Origin of the sequence: Flavisphingomonas formosensis (assembly GCF_009755815.1) — a bacterium.
In the GTDB taxonomy this organism is placed as follows: Bacteria; Pseudomonadota; Alphaproteobacteria; order Sphingomonadales; family Sphingomonadaceae; genus Flavisphingomonas; species Flavisphingomonas formosensis.
This window is the reverse complement of sequence record NZ_WRPK01000001.1, coordinates 46,376-61,320: the sequence shown is the minus strand read 5'-3', so window position 1 is coordinate 61,320 and position 14,945 is coordinate 46,376. Positions and strand designations below refer to the sequence as shown.

17 protein-coding genes are annotated in these 14,945 nt (G+C 68.0%); 10 read left to right on the top strand and 7 right to left on the bottom strand.

Annotated elements, in window-relative coordinates; all coding sequences use genetic code 11:
• Nucleotides 1-57 precede the first annotated feature (57 nt).
• Nucleotides 58-1,029 (top strand): esterase-like activity of phytase family protein, encoded by a 972-nt coding sequence (locus GQY20_RS00300; protein ID WP_157215051.1) that lies wholly within the window; start codon nt 58-60, stop codon nt 1,027-1,029.
• A gap of 168 nt (nt 1,030-1,197) precedes the next feature.
• On the opposite strand, the gene rpmB is transcribed toward GQY20_RS00300, so the two are convergent.
• Nucleotides 1,198-1,488: a 50S ribosomal protein L28 gene (gene rpmB / locus GQY20_RS00295; RefSeq protein ID WP_157215050.1), complete on the bottom strand. Its 291-nt coding sequence runs from the start codon at nt 1,486-1,488 to the stop codon at nt 1,198-1,200.
• Here rpmB and GQY20_RS32375 point away from each other — a divergent pair.
• The 3 genes from GQY20_RS32375 to GQY20_RS00280 are packed head-to-tail and all read left to right on the top strand — an operon-like array spanning nt 1,487 to nt 2,664.
• Nucleotides 1,487-1,963 carry a hypothetical protein gene (locus tag GQY20_RS32375; protein WP_232475816.1) on the top strand — a complete coding sequence of 159 codons (477 nt, stop codon included), beginning with the start codon at nt 1,487-1,489 and terminating at the stop codon, nt 1,961-1,963. The genes rpmB and GQY20_RS32375 overlap by 2 nt on opposite strands.
• A 20-nt stretch (nt 1,964-1,983) precedes the next feature.
• Nucleotides 1,984-2,178 carry a YqaE/Pmp3 family membrane protein gene (locus GQY20_RS00285; RefSeq protein ID WP_157215049.1) on the top strand — a complete coding sequence of 65 codons (195 nt, stop codon included), beginning with the start codon at nt 1,984-1,986 and terminating at the stop codon, nt 2,176-2,178.
• 33 nt (nt 2,179-2,211) lie between these two features.
• Nucleotides 2,212-2,664 (top strand): nucleoside deaminase, encoded by a 453-nt coding sequence (locus GQY20_RS00280; protein ID WP_157215048.1) that lies wholly within the window; start codon nt 2,212-2,214, stop codon nt 2,662-2,664.
• Nucleotides 2,665-2,799: 135 nt separating this feature from the next.
• Here the strand turns inward: GQY20_RS00280 and GQY20_RS00275 are convergent, their stop codons facing one another.
• Entirely contained in the window at nt 2,800-3,474 is a 675-nt protein-coding gene (locus GQY20_RS00275) for an OmpA family protein (RefSeq protein WP_157215047.1), read from the bottom strand.
• Nucleotides 3,475-3,612: 138 nt separating this feature from the next.
• On the opposite strand from GQY20_RS00275, the gene GQY20_RS00270 reads away from it, so the two are divergent.
• Nucleotides 3,613-4,944, top strand: coding sequence for a hemolysin family protein (locus GQY20_RS00270; protein ID WP_157215046.1), 1,332 nt, complete (start codon nt 3,613-3,615; stop codon nt 4,942-4,944).
• A gap of 43 nt (nt 4,945-4,987) precedes the next feature.
• Entirely contained in the window at nt 4,988-6,400 is a 1,413-nt protein-coding gene (locus tag GQY20_RS00265; RefSeq protein ID WP_157215045.1) for a hypothetical protein, read from the top strand.
• 165 nt (nt 6,401-6,565) lie between these two features.
• Here the strand turns inward: GQY20_RS00265 and GQY20_RS00260 are convergent, their stop codons facing one another.
• Both GQY20_RS00260 and purD read right to left on the bottom strand, forming a co-directional pair.
• Nucleotides 6,566-7,024 carry a hypothetical protein gene (locus GQY20_RS00260; protein WP_157215044.1) on the bottom strand — a complete coding sequence of 153 codons (459 nt, stop codon included), beginning with the start codon at nt 7,022-7,024 and terminating at the stop codon, nt 6,566-6,568.
• A 61-nt stretch (nt 7,025-7,085) separates the two neighbouring features.
• Nucleotides 7,086-8,366: a phosphoribosylamine--glycine ligase gene (purD, locus tag GQY20_RS00255; RefSeq protein ID WP_157215043.1), complete on the bottom strand. Its 1,281-nt coding sequence runs from the start codon at nt 8,364-8,366 to the stop codon at nt 7,086-7,088.
• Between purD and xseA the strand changes: the two genes are divergently transcribed.
• From xseA to GQY20_RS00240, 3 genes are read left to right on the top strand one after another with little or no spacing between them, the layout of a single operon-like run.
• Entirely contained in the window at nt 8,365-9,780 is a 1,416-nt protein-coding gene (gene xseA / locus GQY20_RS00250) for an exodeoxyribonuclease VII large subunit (protein WP_157215042.1), read from the top strand. The genes purD and xseA overlap by 2 nt on opposite strands.
• A gap of 24 nt (nt 9,781-9,804) precedes the next feature.
• Nucleotides 9,805-10,005 (top strand): DUF2093 domain-containing protein, encoded by a 201-nt coding sequence (locus GQY20_RS00245; RefSeq protein ID WP_157215041.1) that lies wholly within the window; start codon nt 9,805-9,807, stop codon nt 10,003-10,005.
• A complete protein-coding gene (locus GQY20_RS00240) occupies nt 10,002-10,949 on the top strand; it encodes a M23 family metallopeptidase (RefSeq protein ID WP_157215040.1) in 948 nt (315 codons plus the stop codon). Before GQY20_RS00245 ends, GQY20_RS00240 begins: the two co-directional genes overlap by 4 nt.
• A 1-nt stretch (nt 10,950) precedes the next feature.
• Here GQY20_RS00240 and GQY20_RS00235 read toward each other — a convergent pair whose 3' ends face one another.
• Entirely contained in the window at nt 10,951-11,379 is a 429-nt protein-coding gene (locus GQY20_RS00235) for a CBS domain-containing protein (protein ID WP_157215039.1), read from the bottom strand.
• A 117-nt stretch (nt 11,380-11,496) separates the two neighbouring features.
• On the opposite strand from GQY20_RS00235, the gene GQY20_RS00230 reads away from it, so the two are divergent.
• Entirely contained in the window at nt 11,497-11,889 is a 393-nt protein-coding gene (locus GQY20_RS00230; protein WP_157215038.1) for an acyl-CoA thioesterase, read from the top strand.
• A gap of 19 nt (nt 11,890-11,908) precedes the next feature.
• Here the strand turns inward: GQY20_RS00230 and GQY20_RS00225 are convergent, their stop codons facing one another.
• Both GQY20_RS00225 and GQY20_RS00220 read right to left on the bottom strand, forming a co-directional pair.
• Nucleotides 11,909-13,453 (bottom strand): DUF4139 domain-containing protein, encoded by a 1,545-nt coding sequence (locus GQY20_RS00225; RefSeq protein ID WP_157215037.1) that lies wholly within the window; start codon nt 13,451-13,453, stop codon nt 11,909-11,911.
• Nucleotides 13,450-14,832, bottom strand: a complete 1,383-nt coding sequence (locus GQY20_RS00220) for a DUF4139 domain-containing protein (RefSeq protein ID WP_157215036.1) — start codon at nt 14,830-14,832, stop codon at nt 13,450-13,452. Before GQY20_RS00220 ends, GQY20_RS00225 begins: the two co-directional genes overlap by 4 nt.
• Nucleotides 14,833-14,945: the final 113 nt, after the last annotated feature.

Genomic DNA, 14,945 nt, shown 5'->3' with positions numbered 1-14,945 from the left:
CGCAGTTCATCTTCGCCCGCTGCTTGCACCGTCCCATGCCTTGCTTAGGTATGGGTCATGCGCTCCCTCGTCCCGATGCTGTTTATGTTCGCCCTGGCGGGTGCCGCACCTGAATCGCCGCCGCCGGGCGGCTGGCCGATCATCGCCAGGCCGGTGCCCATGGACGCGGAGCATCCGGACCGCGATCGGGTGGGCGCGCTGCACTGGCTGGGCGGATGGGTGCTGAGCAGCCGCGATCCGCGCTTCGGCGGCATCTCGGCGCTGACGCTGGACGATCGGGGTCGATTCCTGGCGATCGGGGATACCGGCGGCGTGTTCCGCTTCCGGATGGCGCGCGGCCGCCCGGCGGAGAGCAGCATCGCGACGCTGCCGGCCGGCCCGGGCAAGACGGACGGCAAGAATGACCGCGATGCCGAATCGATGGCATTCGATCCGGTCTCGGGATCGGTCTGGATCGGCTTCGAGGAGCATAACGCCATCTGGCGATATGACCGCGCAATGACACGGGCCGAGGCGCATGATGAGCCGCCTGCGATGAAGGACTGGCCATCGAACGGCGGCCCCGAGGCGATGACGCGCTTGCCGGATGGGCGTTTCGTCGTGCTTGCGGAGGAAGAGAAAGGGCCGGACGGATCGACCGAGGGGCTGCTCTTCCTCTCCGATCCGGCGGTGCCGGGAGGAACGCCGATCCGCTTCGGTTATCGGGCGCCCAAGGGTTATGTGGCGACGGACATGGCGGTGCTGCCGGATGGCCGGGCGGTCGTCGTCAATCGCCACTATACGCCGATCGACGGGGTGTCGGCGGTGCTGACGCTGATCGACACGCGGGGGATCCGGGCCGGCGCGGTCCTGGAGGGGCGCGAACTGGCGCGCCTGGCGCCGCCGATCACGGTCGACAATATGGAGGCGCTCGTCGTCACGCGGGAAAGCGGGCGGACGGTGTTGTGGATCGCCTCCGACGACAATTTCAATCCGCTGCAGCGCACGCTGCTGCTCAAATTCGCGCTGGACGATTCGATCGCGAAATAGCGCCGGGCCGATTCAGCCGACGCGGTTGAACGCGTCGTCGACGAAAGGGGCAGCAACGAGCCGCCGACGCGCCGGCCTGCCCGGCACATCGATGCAACAGGAAAAGCCGGGCGCGAGGCCCGGCTCATCAAAGCCCGATCGGACGAGAGGTCGGCCGAAGCCGACGCCTCAGGCCGCGGCGGCGAGCTTCTTCGAGACTTCGCGCTTCAGGCGCCGCGCGCGCAGCGACAGATCGGTGTCCGATGTCTTGAGCAGCCAGTTGTCCAGGCCGCCGACATGCTCCACCGAACGCAGGCCGTGGGTGGAAACCCGCAGGCGCACGCCCTTCTGCAGCGCGTCCGAAATCAGCGTCACATTCTGCAGGTTCGGCAGAAAGGTCCGCTTGGTCTTGTTGTTGGCGTGGGAAACATTGTGTCCCACCTGCCGGCCCTTGCCGGTCAGCTCGCAAATGCGCGACATGGCGTTCGTCCTGAGTTTCGGGTTTGCCCGGAAAGTGGCGCCGGATAACGGTCTGCGGCGGATTCGTCAACCGACGCCGTCATCGATCGGAGACTCTCCTTTCGTTGCGCCGCTGCAACCGTTCGGGAACGCATTCGTTGATCCTCCATTCGAAGCTTTTTCGGAGGTCGACATGCGTGCGCTTCTCGCCCTGCTGGTGATCGTCGTGATCGCGCTCATCGCCGCGATGGCAACCGGGCTGATCGACATCGATCAAACCAGAAAGGCGCAGTCTCCGCAGATTCGCGTAGAAGGCGGCCAGATTCCCGCGTTCGACGTCAAGACGCCCGAAGTGAGCGTCGGCAGCACGAGCAGCACCGTCACCGTGCCGGACGTGAATATCGGTACGAAAAAGGAAAGCATCTCGCTGCCCACCGTTTCGGTGCGCAAGCCCGATCAGCAGCCGGAACCGGCGCAGAACCAGCAGGCCCAGTGATTCGCGAAAGGGATCGTGAGATGATTCGTCCCAGGCCGGCTGTCGCGATCGCGGCGATCCTGCTGCCGCCGCTCGGCGTCTTCCTCGATCGCGGACTCGGTGCCGCCTTCTGGATCACCACGGGGCTCACCTGCCTGGCCTTCGTGCCCGGCGCGATCTTCGCCCTTTATACCGTTTCGCACGCGCCGCTGCGGCCGCCGGCCCACGCCGCTTGAGGATAGGGCTCGGGGCGGGGTAGAGCCCGGCCCATGGCCTTCCCGCTGCCCGCTCCCATGCGCCTGGCGCTCGATCTCGCCCGAGATGCAGCGGCGGCCGGTGAGGTGCCGGTCGGCGCGGTGGTCACGCGCGGCGGCGATGTCGTCGCCACCTCCGCCAATGCGATGCGGGGCGGATGCGATCCGACGGCCCATGCCGAGATGCTGGCGATTCGCCGGGCAGCCGAGGCGTTGCGGACGTCCCGGCTCGACGAATGCGATCTCTGGGTCACGCTCGAGCCTTGCGCGATGTGCGCGGGCGCGATCGCCCTCGCCCGATTCGCGCGGCTCTATTATGCGGCGACCGATCCCAAGGGCGGTGCCGTCGCGCACGGCCCGCTCCTGTTCGCGCAGCCGACCTGTCATCACCGCCCCGAAGTCTATGGCGGCATCGGGGAAAGCGAATCAGCGGCGCTGCTCCGTCAATTCTTCGCACAGCGCCGCTGATCGCGACCCGTCCCCCGTTCGGGCTGAGCTTGTCGAAGCATTCCCTTCTTCTTCAGGCTTGTGAAGGAGAGAAAGCAAAGCGCTTCGACAAGCTCGGCCCAAACGGCAATGGGTCGTGATCGACGCAGCTCGGTATTACTCGGACGTATTGGTGATCGGCACGATCTTGATCTCCACGCGCCGATTGGCCTGCCGTCCTTCGGGCGTCGCGTTGGATGCGACCGGCTGGCTCGATCCGAATCCCTGCGTTCCGATTCGCGCGCGGTTGACGCCCCGGCTCGACAGATAGTCCGCCACCGAGCGTGCCCGGTTCTGCGAAAGCGGGATGTTGATCGCGTCGTTGCCGGTCGAATCGGTATGGCCGTAGACGTCGATATAGGTCTTTTCGTAGCTCGCCAGCGTCGAGGCGACGTCGTTCAGCGTCGATTGGAATTCGGGCCGAATCGCATAGCTGTTGGTATCGAAGGTGATGCCGGAGGGCATGTTGAGCACCAGCTCGTCGCCGTTGCGAATCACCTGCACGCCGGTTCCGGCGGTCTGCTGGCGCAGCTTCTTCTCCTGATTGTCCATATAGGCGCCGATCGATCCGCCGGCGATCGCGCCGATGCCGGCGCCGACGATCATCTCGGTGCGATTGTGGCGGCCACCGACGAGCGCGCCTGCGCCGGTGCCGACCGCCGCGCCGGCCAGAGCGCCGATCGCGGCCTTGGAAATCTTGCGTTCGCCGGTCTGCGGATCGGTCACGCAAGCAGTGGTGGCGAGCAGCGCCAGCATGCAGCCGGCGCCCCTGAGCCTGTTGGAGTGCATCATCGTCAAAGTCCTTTCCTGTCCCCGGACGGACCTTGCGAACCCGTCCAGCGACGGGTTGTTCCGTTTGCGTGTTGAACGATGAATGATCATGCTGTTGTCGGAATGAAAGAAACACGCCAATAAGGGGCAGACGACGCCATGCCGCCCGCCGCTCCCCTGACGCCATTCCCTTGGTACGACTTGATCGTGATCCTCGCGCTCGTCGGGCTGAACGGCCTGTTCGCGATGTCCGAGATGTCGATCGTCTCCTCGCGCAAGCCACGCCTGGAGGCGATGGCCCGTGCCCGTCGGCGCGGCGCGCGAACGGCGCTGGAGCTGGCGTCGGATCCCGGCAAGTTCCTGTCGACCGTGCAGATCGGCATCACGCTGATCGGAATCATCGCCGGCGCCTATTCGGGGGCTAGTCTGGGCGAGCCGGTGGCGCAGCGCCTCGCCCGCATCGGCGTGCCGTCGCGCATGGCCGGGGAGGCCGGCTTCGCCCTCGTCATCGGCATCACCACCTTCGCCTCGCTGATCATCGGCGAGCTCGTGCCGAAGCAGTTCGCGCTGCGTTCGCCCGAGCCGATCGCGGCGCTCGTCGCCGCGCCGATGCTGTGGCTCTCCCGGATCACGGCGCCGCTCGTCTGGGTGCTCGATCGCACCAGCAGCCTCATCTTCAAGCTGCTCCGGCTCGACCGGGAGGCGCAGAGCCACGTCACCGCGGAGGAACTGCACCTGATCGTCGCGGAGGCAAGCCATGCCGGCGTGATCGAGGAGAGCGAGCGCGCGATCATCTCCGGTGTCGTCCGCCTCGCCGATCGTCCGGTGCGTGAGGTGATGACGCCGCGCACCGACGTGAGCTGGATCGATGCCGATGCCGACGAGGCGACGGTGCGCGCGGCGGTGCTCGCGACCCCCCACAGCCGGCTCGCCGTGGCCGAGGGGTCGATCGATGCGATCATCGGCGTCGTCCAGTCGCGTGACATCGCCGCGGCGCTGATCGAGGGGCAGCCGCTGTCGCTGCGTGCGCTGTTGAGGGCGGTGCCGGTGATTCCCGATCAGATGGACGCGATGGACGCGCTCGACGTGCTGCGCCAGGCCGACGTGCCGGTGGCGCTCGTGCGGGACGAATATGGCCATTTCGAAGGCATGGTCACGCCGACGGACCTGCTCTCGGCGATTGCCGGCGCCTTCGTGTCCGATCAGGACGAGGCGACCGATCCTCCGCTGGTCGAGCGTGAGGACGGCAGCTGGCTGATATCGGGCTCCGCCTCGGCCGATGCGGTGGCGGAGGCGCTGGGCGTCACCCTGCCCGAGGACCGCGACTATGCGACGGCGGCGGGTTTCGCCCTGTCGATCCTCAAGAAGCTGCCGGTTACCGGCGAGCGCTTCGAATGGAAGCGCTGGCATTTCGAGGTGGTCGACATGGACGGCCGCAAGATCGACAAGCTGCTCGCCTGCCATGACCGCACGGGGCTGGACGAGGAATAGGCGCCCTCGCGGCAATCCCCGCGTTCATGCCAGCCTCGCTGTCATGACCGACACGACATCCTACAGCCCCGCCCTGATCCCCGTCGCCCGCACGCTTGCGGCGCGCGGCGCGCTCGACAAGGATCTCGCCACCGCCTTCGGCGTGCCCTTCACGACCATCCGCGCCTGGAAGCAGCAGCATCCCGACTTCGCCGCCGCCTGCCGCCTGTCTCCCGAAGCGGCCGACGCCGCCGTCGAACGCGCGCTGTTCCGACTGGCCACCGGCCATGACCGCGAGACCGAGCAGCTCGCCCTGAAGGACGGCGAACTGATCCGCACCATCGTCACCGAACATGTCCCGCCCAACGACAAGGCCGCCATCTTCTGGCTCCGCATCCGCCGCCCCGAGCGCTGGGCCGCGCCGATGGTGATCCGACGGGCCGGACCCGACGATCTCACGCCTACCGAAGAGACGCTGCGCGAGATCGAGCATGTCGCCTATGAGGCCTGGTGCGCCGCGATCGACGGCGAGCCGGAGACGGCGGGCGACGCCGACACGCTCGCCCGCATCGACGCGCTCGCTCCGGCGGATACGCCGACGGACGACACCGATCCCCTCCAGTTTCTCGCCGATCATCCTCCCCCGCAGGGGGAGGGGGACCAGCCGCAGGCTGGTGGAGGGGCTCACCTCCACTGCGGGCGCGTCGCCTGTCATACGCGGGAACCCCTCCACCGTGCTCCGCACGCGCTCGAGCGAGATTGTGTCCCCCGGACACAAACTTGGCGCGCTGGGAGCGCGCCAAAGCTCGAACGCCCTCCCCCTGCGGGGGAGGATGAAATGGCCGAACCGACGGCAAGCGATACCCTCCCTCATCGCATACACCCCCCTCTGCCGGCACCGATCACCGCACCCCTCGTCGAACCCATCGACGCCGATCCGCCCGCACCCGCAGCGCGCTACGACCCCGCCTTCGTGCCCTTGGCCCGCGCGCTCGCCGGACAAGGTGCGCTCGACCGCGATCTCGCCCGCGCCTTCGGCGTCACCACCACCATCATCCGCCAGTGGACGCTCCGCCACGCCGCCTTCGGACAGGCCGTGCGCCTTCCCAAAGAAGTCGCAGACGATGCCGTCGAAGCCGCTCTCTTCGCCCGCGCCACCGGCTACAGCCATGTCCGCGAGAAACTCCTGCGGAACGACGATGGCGACATCATCCGCACCCGGACCCGCGTCGAGCAGCCGCCCTCGCTCGCGGCCATCCTCTTCTGGCTCTCCCGCTGCCCCGACCATCGCTGGTCACTGAACGCCCGCCCCGATCTCGATCCGGACGAAGCCGCCGCCCTCATCGCCGAGACCCGCGAACGCGTCGCCGACTATGATCTCCACCGCCGCCACTGGCGCACCCATGGCTGCGCCCCGCCCGGCCGCGACGAGCCCGAGCCGCCCGAGTGGCTATGGGATGAGGAAGATCAGGAGTGAGCCTCTTGCCGTGCCTTTCCGGAATGGAGGCGGTCGCGGCAATGGCGGGGCATCTCTCGAAACGCGTCATGCCGGCTTTCGCTGGCATGACGCGGACTTACGCATCGATCGTCGAAGCGGGAAGAGTGCAGGATGCCATCGCCCCCATGTGGCGGGGGCGACGCCTCAGTCTCCGAGCTTGCCGAACTTCGCCTCGAAGCCTGCCTTGTCGCCACGCGCAAGGTAGCTCGCCTGTTCGACCCAACGGTCGCGGGCGATGCGGCCCTTGAAGGTGCCGAGCCGGTCGTCGACCTGCGCGATCTGCTGTTCGTTCAGATTGGCGATCTGCTCGAAGCGGATGATGCCGAGATCGTTGAGTATCGCCGCGGCGCGCGGACCGAGGCCCTTCATCAGCGTGAGCTCGTCCGGCGGACCTTCCCCCGGCGAGGGCAGGTTGAGAAACTGATTGCTGACATTTTCGACGGCAAGCGCCGCTTCATCCGTGATGCCGCGGCCCGGCTCTTCGATCTTGGGCGCGTGGGCGCCGGGGTCGCCGCCTTCGTCACGCCGCCGCCAGATGAAAAGGAAGGCTGCGGCGACGACGAGGACGATGAAGATGATAAGAAGTGTTGTAGTCTGGCTCATGGGGTGCGTTGCCCTTCGCTATTCCGCTCCTGAAACGGTCTATGGGCGAACGTGGCAGCGCTCAAGACGTTCCGGCACGGGCGATTTCCCGCCAGCCGATGTCGCGCCGGCAAAAGCCCGTGGGGAAGTCGATCGCATCCACCGCCTTGTAGGCCGCCGCCTGCGCGATGCGGATGTCGGGCGCGCGCGCGGTGACGTTGAGCACGCGGCCGCCATTGGCGACGAGCGTGCCGTTCTGCAGCGCCGTGCCGGCATGGAACACTTTCACGCCGGGCGTCTCGGCGTCCGCTATGCCTGTGATCGATCCGCCTTTCTCGGGCGTGCCGGGATAGCCATTGGCCGCCATCACCACGGTCAGCGCCGTGTCGCGCGACAGCCGGGGCGCCGGAACCTCGGCCAGCCGGCCCTCGGCGACGGCCAGCAGCAGATCGACCAGATCGTTCTCCAGCCGCATCATCAGCACCTGGCATTCGGGATCGCCGAAGCGCGCATTATATTCGATCAGCTTCGGTCCCTCGGCCGTCAGCATCAGCCCGGCATAGAGCACGCCGGAATAGGGCGTGCCGGCGGCGGCCATGGCCCGGACGGTCGGCTCCACGATCTCGGCCATGGCGCGTGCCTCCAGCGCCGGAGTCAGCACCGGCGCCGGGCTGTAGGCGCCCATGCCGCCGGTATTGGGGCCGACATCGCCGTCGCCGACGCGCTTGTGATCCTGCGCGGATCCCAGCGACACGACGCTATGGCCGTCGGTCAGCGCGAAGAAGCTCGCCTCCTCGCCGGTAAGGAACTCCTCGATCACCACCTCGGCGCCCGCGCTGCCGTAGCCGCCGTCGAACATGTCCTCGATCGCCGCCTCCGCTTCGGCGCGGCGTTCCGCGATCACCACGCCCTTGCCCGCGGCGAGCCCGTCCGCCTTGATCACCACCGGCAACGCGAAGGCGTCGAGGCCGGCAAGCGCGGCATCCTTGTCGGCGAAGCGCCGATAGGCGGCTGTCGGAATCGCCTCCTGCGCGCACAGATCCTTGGTGAAACCCTTCGATCCCTCGAGCTGGGCGGCGGCCTTGTCCGGGCCGAATACCGGAAATCCGGCTGCGCGCAGGGCGTTGCCGAGGCCGTCGACCAGCGGCGCTTCCGGCCCGATCACGACCAGCCCGATCGCGTGCGCGGCGCAGAATGCGGCCACCGCTTCGTGATCGGCGATGTCGAGCGCGACGATCTCGGCATGCTCGGCGATTCCGGGATTGCCGGGCGCGGCGAACAGGCGATCGAGTTTCGGTGATTGCGCCAGCTTCCATGCCAGCGCATGTTCGCGCCCGCCCGACCCGATCAGCAGGACATTCATGCCGTCTTCCCTCTATGATGACCCGCGGCTGTTAGCCGAGGAGGCCCCCGGCGACAATTCGCCCGCGCTTTCGGTTTCCGAGCTCTCCGGCGCGCTGAAGCGGACGGTGGAGGACCAGTTCGGCCATGTGCGCGTGCGCGGCGAGATTTCGGGCTTCAAGCGCGTGGCCTCGGGGCACAGTTACCTCACCTTGAAGGACGATCGCGCCTGCATCGACGGGGTGATGTGGAAGGGCACGCCCGCCCCCGCCTTCCGTCCCGAGGACGGCATCGAGATCATCGCAACCGGCCGGCTGACCACCTTCCCCGGCCGCTCCAAATATCAGATCATCATCGAGCGGATGGAGCTCGCCGGCCAGGGCGCGCTGATGGCGTTGCTCGATCAGCGCCGCCGCGCGCTCGCCGCGGAGGGCCTGTTCGATCAGGCGCGCAAGCGTCCGCTGCCCTTCCTGCCGCGCCGCATCGGCGTCATCACCTCGCCCACCGGCGCGGTGATCCGCGACATCCTCCATCGCCTCGCCGATCGCTGTCCCAGCCATGTGCTGCTCTGGCCCGTCGCCGTGCAGGGCGAGAGTGCGGCGGGGCAGGTCGCCGCCGCGGTGCGTGGTTTCGCGGCGCTGCCCACGCCGCCGGATCTGCTGATCGTGGCGCGCGGCGGCGGCTCGATCGAGGACCTCTGGGCGTTCAACGAGGAGGAGGTGGTGCGCGCCGTCGCCGCCTCGCCGATCCCGGTGATCTCCGCCGTCGGGCACGAGACGGATACGACCCTGTGCGATTTCGCCGCTGACATGCGTGCGCCGACGCCGACCGCCGCCGCCGAGATCGCGGTGCCGGTGCGGGCCGAGCTGCTCGGCCAGATCCGCGAGCTCGGGCTGCGCGCCGGCCGCTGCGCCAATCGCTATCAGGAGCGGGCGGGCGAGCTCCTCGGTCACATCGCCCGCCGGCTGCCGGCGCCGGACGCGCTGCTCGCGCCGCAGCGCCAGCGGCTCGACGATCTCGGCGAACGCTTGCCGCGCGGCCTGCGCCACCGCCTGACCCATGCCCGCAGCGATCTCGCCCACGCCGCCGGCGCGCTGCGTCCGCGGCTGCTCGACGACCGGCTCGGCCGCGCGCGGGACCGGCTGGCAGCGGCACGCCTGCGGCCCGAGCCGATCCGCGCGCGCATCCGGGACGGCAAGACCGCGCTCGACCAGCTGTGGCGGGTGATGGAGCATCTCCACCCGGACAAGCCCCTCCAGCGCGGCTATGCCCGGATCGAGCGGCGGCAGGGCGGCGTCGTCGCCACAGCGGCGGCGGCCCGCGCGGCTGGCGCGCTCACGCTGCACTTTGCGGACGGCGCGGTGGACGCGAAGGTTGAGAGGGATGCGCGCGGCGCATATGATGAGACAAAGCCTGTACAGCCGAAGCTGCTATGAGAGGCGCCTGAAGGAACGCGATAGATGTTGATGTCCCCCGGCGGCCGGCCAGCCCGCCTTCATTATCTGGCCAATGGTTTTCGGGTGCTGACCCCAGGCGATCATGTCGTCTGCGCGGTGACCGGGGCGACGATACCGCTGGATCATCTGCGCTATTGGAGCGTGGCGCGCCAGGAACCTTATGCGACGGCGGAGATCGCGACACGGGCCGAGGCCGGCGCGTGAAGCATGCTGCGCGACGCCTCGGCGCCGCTGCGATTCCCTTCCTTCTCGCCAGCTGCACCCCAATTCCGCCGGCACAGCCGCCTGCGGCCGTCCCGCCATCGCCACCTCCGCCCGTCGCGGAGCGGCCGGCATCGCCGCCCCAGGCTTTTGATTTCGCGCTGCGCGGGCCGCTGAGCCAGGGCGGCGTGGCGATCGGCTCGGCTCCGGCCGGTGCCGTGTCCCTGGCGTTGGACGGCAAGCCGGTGGAACTGGCTTCCGACGGCCGCTTCGTGATCGGCTTCGATCGCGATGCGGCTGCGACGGCGGTGCTCACGGCCCGCCTGGCGGACGGGTCGCTGCTTCGCCAGACCCTCTCCATCCAGCCGCGGCAATGGCGGATCGAAAATCTGCCGACACTGCCGCGCGGGACGACGCCGACACCCGAATTCCTCGCCCGGCGCAAGATCGAGCTCGCGAAGATCAACGCCGCCCGCGAGGTCCGGTCCGGCAGCATGGGCTGGGCGCAGCATTTCCTCTGGCCGGCGACCGGCCGGATCAGCGGCGTCTTCGGATCGCAGCGAATCTATGCGGGCGAGCCCGGTGCCTATCATTCCGGCGTGGACGTCGCCCGCCCGGCGGGCACGCCGGTGGTGTCCCCGGCCGATGGCGTGGTGATCCTCGCGGCGGATGCGCCTTTCTCGCTGGAGGGCAATCTGCTGATGATCGATCATGGCATGGGGTTGAACAGCGCCTTCCTCCATCTCTCGCGCATCGACGTGAAGGTGGGGCAGCGGGTGACGCGGGGCCAGCTCATCGGCGCGGTCGGCATGACGGGCCGGGCGACCGGGCCGCATCTCCACTGGAGCATGAAGTGGCGCGATGCCCGCATCGATCCGCAGGCGCTGGCCGGCCCGATGCCGGGGGCGGCGGGAATACAGCCCTCGTCCGCCGATTCGAGCGATTGATTCAGGCGCTCTGAATATAGTCGCGCATCGCGCGCGCTTCCTGCTCGATCCGGTCGATCCGCATCTTCACCAGATCGCCGATCGAGACGATGCCGATCAGCCGTCCCTGCTCCACCACCGGCAGATGCCGCACGCGCTGCTGGGTCATCATCGCCAGTGCGGAAAGCACGCTGACCTCCCCCGTCACGGTGATCACGGGGCTCGTCATGACGTCGTCCACCCGCTTGTCGAGGATGGCCGCGCCATCGCGTTGCAGGCCCTCGATCACGTCGCGTTCGGAGAATATGCCGGCGACTCTGTCTCCATCCATCACCGGCACCGCACCGATCCTGCGGCCTGCCAGCAAGGCGAGCGCATCCGAAACGCGGGCGCCGACGGCGATGCTCACCACCGCCTTTCCCTTGGTGTCGAGAATTGCCGATATCGTCATGTCAGGCTCCTCTGCATGAAACGGTCCGTGCCGACTGACGCTTGATGATCCCACTTCGGGCCGCCAAAGGAAAGGCACGAACGCCGTTTGCGATCGGAATGTTTGGAGGCCGGAAAGGTGACGGAAACCCGCGAACCCGTGCTGCGAGTCGTGCCAAGGCCGGGAGATATCAACGCCAACGGCCATATTTTCGGCGGCTGGGTGCTCTCGCAGATGGACATCGCCGGCGGTCTGGAGGCCAGCCGCGTAGTGAACGACAGCCGGCTTGCCACCGTCGCCGTCGAATCGATGAAGTTCATCGCCCCGGTGCTGCTGCGCGACGTGGTGTCCGTCTATGCCGAGGTGGAGCGGATCGGACGCACCTCCGTTTCCGTCCGCGTCGAGGTCATATCGAGCCGCAATCGCGGTGCCGAGCAGGTGAAGGTGACCGAAGGCCTGTTCACCTTCGTCGCCATCGACGAGGACAGCCGGCCACGGCCGATCGAGCGATCCGACGGCGGCGGGGCCTGAGCCGCAACGCGCAACCCCGTCAGTCGCGGTCGACCAGCTTATATTGCAGCGTCGCCCGTCCATTGGCAGGCAGCTTCGCGATCCAGAGCGTGCGGCCATTATGCGCATCCAGCCGATGGCTGGGCGAGACCGGCTGCGTCGAGGAGTCCGGCAGGATGAAGGCGATTTCGACCGTGGCCGGCGTGGCGTTGGCGTTGCTGATCTCGATCTCGTAGCGGCGGGACGAAGCGTCGCCGCCTCGCGCGAGGGCGCGCTGCGCGACCTGGATCTGCGGGCTGCTGCCGACGAGCCACTCGATCTCGTTGCCGATCGCGGCATCCTTGAGGATGGTTTCGCCCGCCAGCATCGGCCGCGATCCGGTCTGTTCGAAGATGGCCACCTTGCCGGATGGCAATGGCAGACCGAGTCCGCGTTCCTTCACGTTCTTCGTGCGCATCAGGATCGCGGCCGGCGCCGGATCCTGCTCTTCTCCGACGGTGACTCGCGCGGCGTAGACGGGATCGAAAGCGATATTCTCGCGCGCGAGCAAGGCGACCTGCTTCTGCGCATGCGCCGCCACGGTGACCGCCTCGGGAATCCGGTAGAGCTTCAGGTCGCCCAGTTCCTCCTGCACCGCGGTCATCGCGACGGGAGCCGCCATCAGCCGCTCGACGCGCGCCTGCGCCGTGACGATGATGTCCTCGCCGCCCATCATCGGTGCAGGAGGCGGTGGCGGCGGTGGAGGCGGCATGTCCACGTCGCTGGTCGTGCCCATTGGCCAGCAGGCGAGCGCGACGCTCGGCGCAAGAGGGTCGGCCGCGCCGGTATCACTCTCGGACCGATTGAGCGTTCCCGCCACGGCCTGCGCCTGCGCGTCAGGGAATGTCTCGTCATTGCCATTGGCGAGAGTCATCCAGGCGAACAGGTCGAAATGACGTCCGTCCGCGGCGATCTCGGCAACATAATTGGCCTGCCAATCGAAATTTTCGGCGAGATAGCTGAGCGTGACGACCGCGTGGACCGCGGCCTTGCTCGTGGTTTTCACGCTGAGCGTGGGTCGTGCCGAAAGGCCAGCCGGCGCGCCGTCATAATTCAGCGCTTCGGGAAGACCGGAACAGGAGAGCGCCTCGATCCCCTCGGCCGTCTGCAGGATCACGCCGCCGCCCGGGCCGGCCCGCAGCACCGCATCGGTTTCGCGTACCGCCCCCGTCGCCCGGCTGGTGCGGCGCAGATGGACGCGGCGGCCCAGCCAGCCGTCGATCAGCGCGGCGGGCGAGAGCAGGCGGGCGTCGCGATTCTTCTCGGCCATGCCGCCCGGCAGGCCGGTGACGATCGCGCTCACCGGGATCATGCTGCCGGCCACCCCTTCGAACCGGACTTCGCTGTCTCCGGCAGGAAGGTCGATCGAACGGGTCTCCGTGATCAGCGCGAAGCCGCGCAACCATGCCAGATCCATGCCGTCACCGTCGCCTCGATCGGGATTGCGATAGACCGTGACGGCTACCGTATCCGGCCGCGTCGAGGTGACGACCATGGCCTGCGCCGGCGCGGCCAGCGCCATCGACAGGGCGAGCAGGCGCTTCAATTGCGCGTCTCGAACACCGCCGTCACCTGGGTTTCGCCATTGGCGGCAACCGGCACATGCCATTGCGCCTCGTTGGAGGAGAGACGCTCGCTCTTGAGGCTCTCGCTGGCGATCCGCGTATCCTGCCAGCCCCAGTCGAGGCCGGACTGGATGAGATCCACCGTCACCGGTGCCGCGCGCGCATTGGTGATCGTATAGCGCATCGCCGTGCGCCAGCGCTCGTCGCCCAGCCGCTCCCGCTTTTCGACGACGCTCTTCACCTTGACGTCGAAGGCATCGCCCGTCCGGATGGCCAGTTCCGATCCCATCGGGGTGTGATCGATGCCGTTCTCGCCGATGAACTGGGGGTTGCCGCGCGCATCCTTCATATAGACGCGCACCGTGCCGGCCGGGAGCTGATCCCCCAGCCCGCCTTCCTTGCTGCTGGTGAATTTGAGCACCGTGCTCGCGCTGGCGGCATCGCCGCTCTGCAGCCAGCCGGCGCGATACTCATAAGCCTTGCGGGCCGCCGCGCCCTGTACGTCGAGGAAGCTGACCTGCTTGGTCTGCGCATTGGCGATCGTCGTGCGCTCGGCCAGGGGATAGAGATAATAATCGCCAAGCTGCGCGCGCGGGCCGCTTTCCGTTCCGGCCCGTCGGATCGGCGCAGGCTGCGCGCGATAGCCGTAGCGATTGTCGTTGCCGCCCTGGTTGGGCGTTCCGGCCACCATCACCACGTCGGCATTGGCGAAGCTGGTGCCGGTCGTGTTGCTGAGCGTGATCCAGCCCTGCACGTCGATCTTGCCGGCCGTTTCGTCGAAGCGGGCGACATAGTCGGCCTTCCAGCCGAGGCCGGGCGTCAGATAGCTGAGCCGCGCCGGGCGCGTGCCGCCGCGGCTGCTCTGCAACGTGATCGACAGGGTCGGGCGCGCGCGCAGATTGTCGGGCACCTTGTCGAACACGACGCGCACCGGCAGCCCGTCGTCGCGCAGCACCTCGATCCGCGGGCCGATCTGCAGCACCACGCCGCCATTCACCGCCAGCACCTTGGCCACCTCGCGCGTCTCCGCGCCCGTGGCAGGGTTGGTCCGTACGATGGTGACGGTCTGGCCGACCGCCTTTTCCATCAGCTTGCCGGGCGAGAGCAGGTCATAGTCGAAATTCTGCTCGACGATCGCGGTGCCGTCCGCGGCGAAGGAAACTGTTTCCGGCCGGATCTGCGCGGATACGTCCGGGAATTCCTGGCGGCTGCGCCCGGTGGGGATCGCGAGCGAGCGGGTATCCTGAACGAGGGCGAGATTGTCGTTGTAGATGGTGATGGCGACATCGCCCTGCGCGGTCTGCGCGAAGGCGGCGGCCGGGACGAGCAAAGGCAGGCTGGCTAGGACGGACAGGCGCATGCAGGCATCATCCCCTTATGATCTTGCGGGATAGTGGCCCGGATTCAAGCATTTGCGAAGAGCAAAAGAAAAGGGCGCCGCGCTGGTGCGCGACGCCCTTTCTGGTTTCGGGT

What these genes read in the sequence shown, in the direction of transcription:
- purD (WP_157215043.1), bottom strand. Translation starts at nt 8,366, where the DNA reads ATGAATGTCCTGCTGATCGGGTCGGGCGGGCGCGAACATGCGCTGGCA.
- GQY20_RS00300 (WP_157215051.1), top strand. Translation starts at nt 58, where the DNA reads ATGCGCTCCCTCGTCCCGATGCTGTTTATGTTCGCCCTGGCGGGTGCC.
- GQY20_RS00285 (WP_157215049.1), top strand. Translation starts at nt 1,984, where the DNA reads ATGATTCGTCCCAGGCCGGCTGTCGCGATCGCGGCGATCCTGCTGCCG.
- GQY20_RS00280 (WP_157215048.1), top strand. Translation starts at nt 2,212, where the DNA reads ATGGCCTTCCCGCTGCCCGCTCCCATGCGCCTGGCGCTCGATCTCGCC.
- GQY20_RS00275 (WP_157215047.1), bottom strand. Translation starts at nt 3,474, where the DNA reads ATGATGCACTCCAACAGGCTCAGGGGCGCCGGCTGCATGCTGGCGCTG.
- rpmB (WP_157215050.1), bottom strand. Translation starts at nt 1,488, where the DNA reads ATGTCGCGCATTTGCGAGCTGACCGGCAAGGGCCGGCAGGTGGGACAC.
- GQY20_RS00220 (WP_157215036.1), bottom strand. Translation starts at nt 14,832, where the DNA reads ATGCGCCTGTCCGTCCTAGCCAGCCTGCCTTTGCTCGTCCCGGCCGCC.
- GQY20_RS00265 (WP_157215045.1), top strand. Translation starts at nt 4,988, where the DNA reads ATGACCGACACGACATCCTACAGCCCCGCCCTGATCCCCGTCGCCCGC.
- GQY20_RS32375 (WP_232475816.1), top strand. Translation starts at nt 1,487, where the DNA reads ATGGCGTTCGTCCTGAGTTTCGGGTTTGCCCGGAAAGTGGCGCCGGAT.
- GQY20_RS00235 (WP_157215039.1), bottom strand. Translation starts at nt 11,379, where the DNA reads ATGACGATATCGGCAATTCTCGACACCAAGGGAAAGGCGGTGGTGAGC.
- GQY20_RS00270 (WP_157215046.1), top strand. Translation starts at nt 3,613, where the DNA reads ATGCCGCCCGCCGCTCCCCTGACGCCATTCCCTTGGTACGACTTGATC.
- GQY20_RS00245 (WP_157215041.1), top strand. Translation starts at nt 9,805, where the DNA reads ATGTTGATGTCCCCCGGCGGCCGGCCAGCCCGCCTTCATTATCTGGCC.
- xseA (WP_157215042.1), top strand. Translation starts at nt 8,365, where the DNA reads ATGCCGTCTTCCCTCTATGATGACCCGCGGCTGTTAGCCGAGGAGGCC.
- GQY20_RS00260 (WP_157215044.1), bottom strand. Translation starts at nt 7,024, where the DNA reads ATGAGCCAGACTACAACACTTCTTATCATCTTCATCGTCCTCGTCGTC.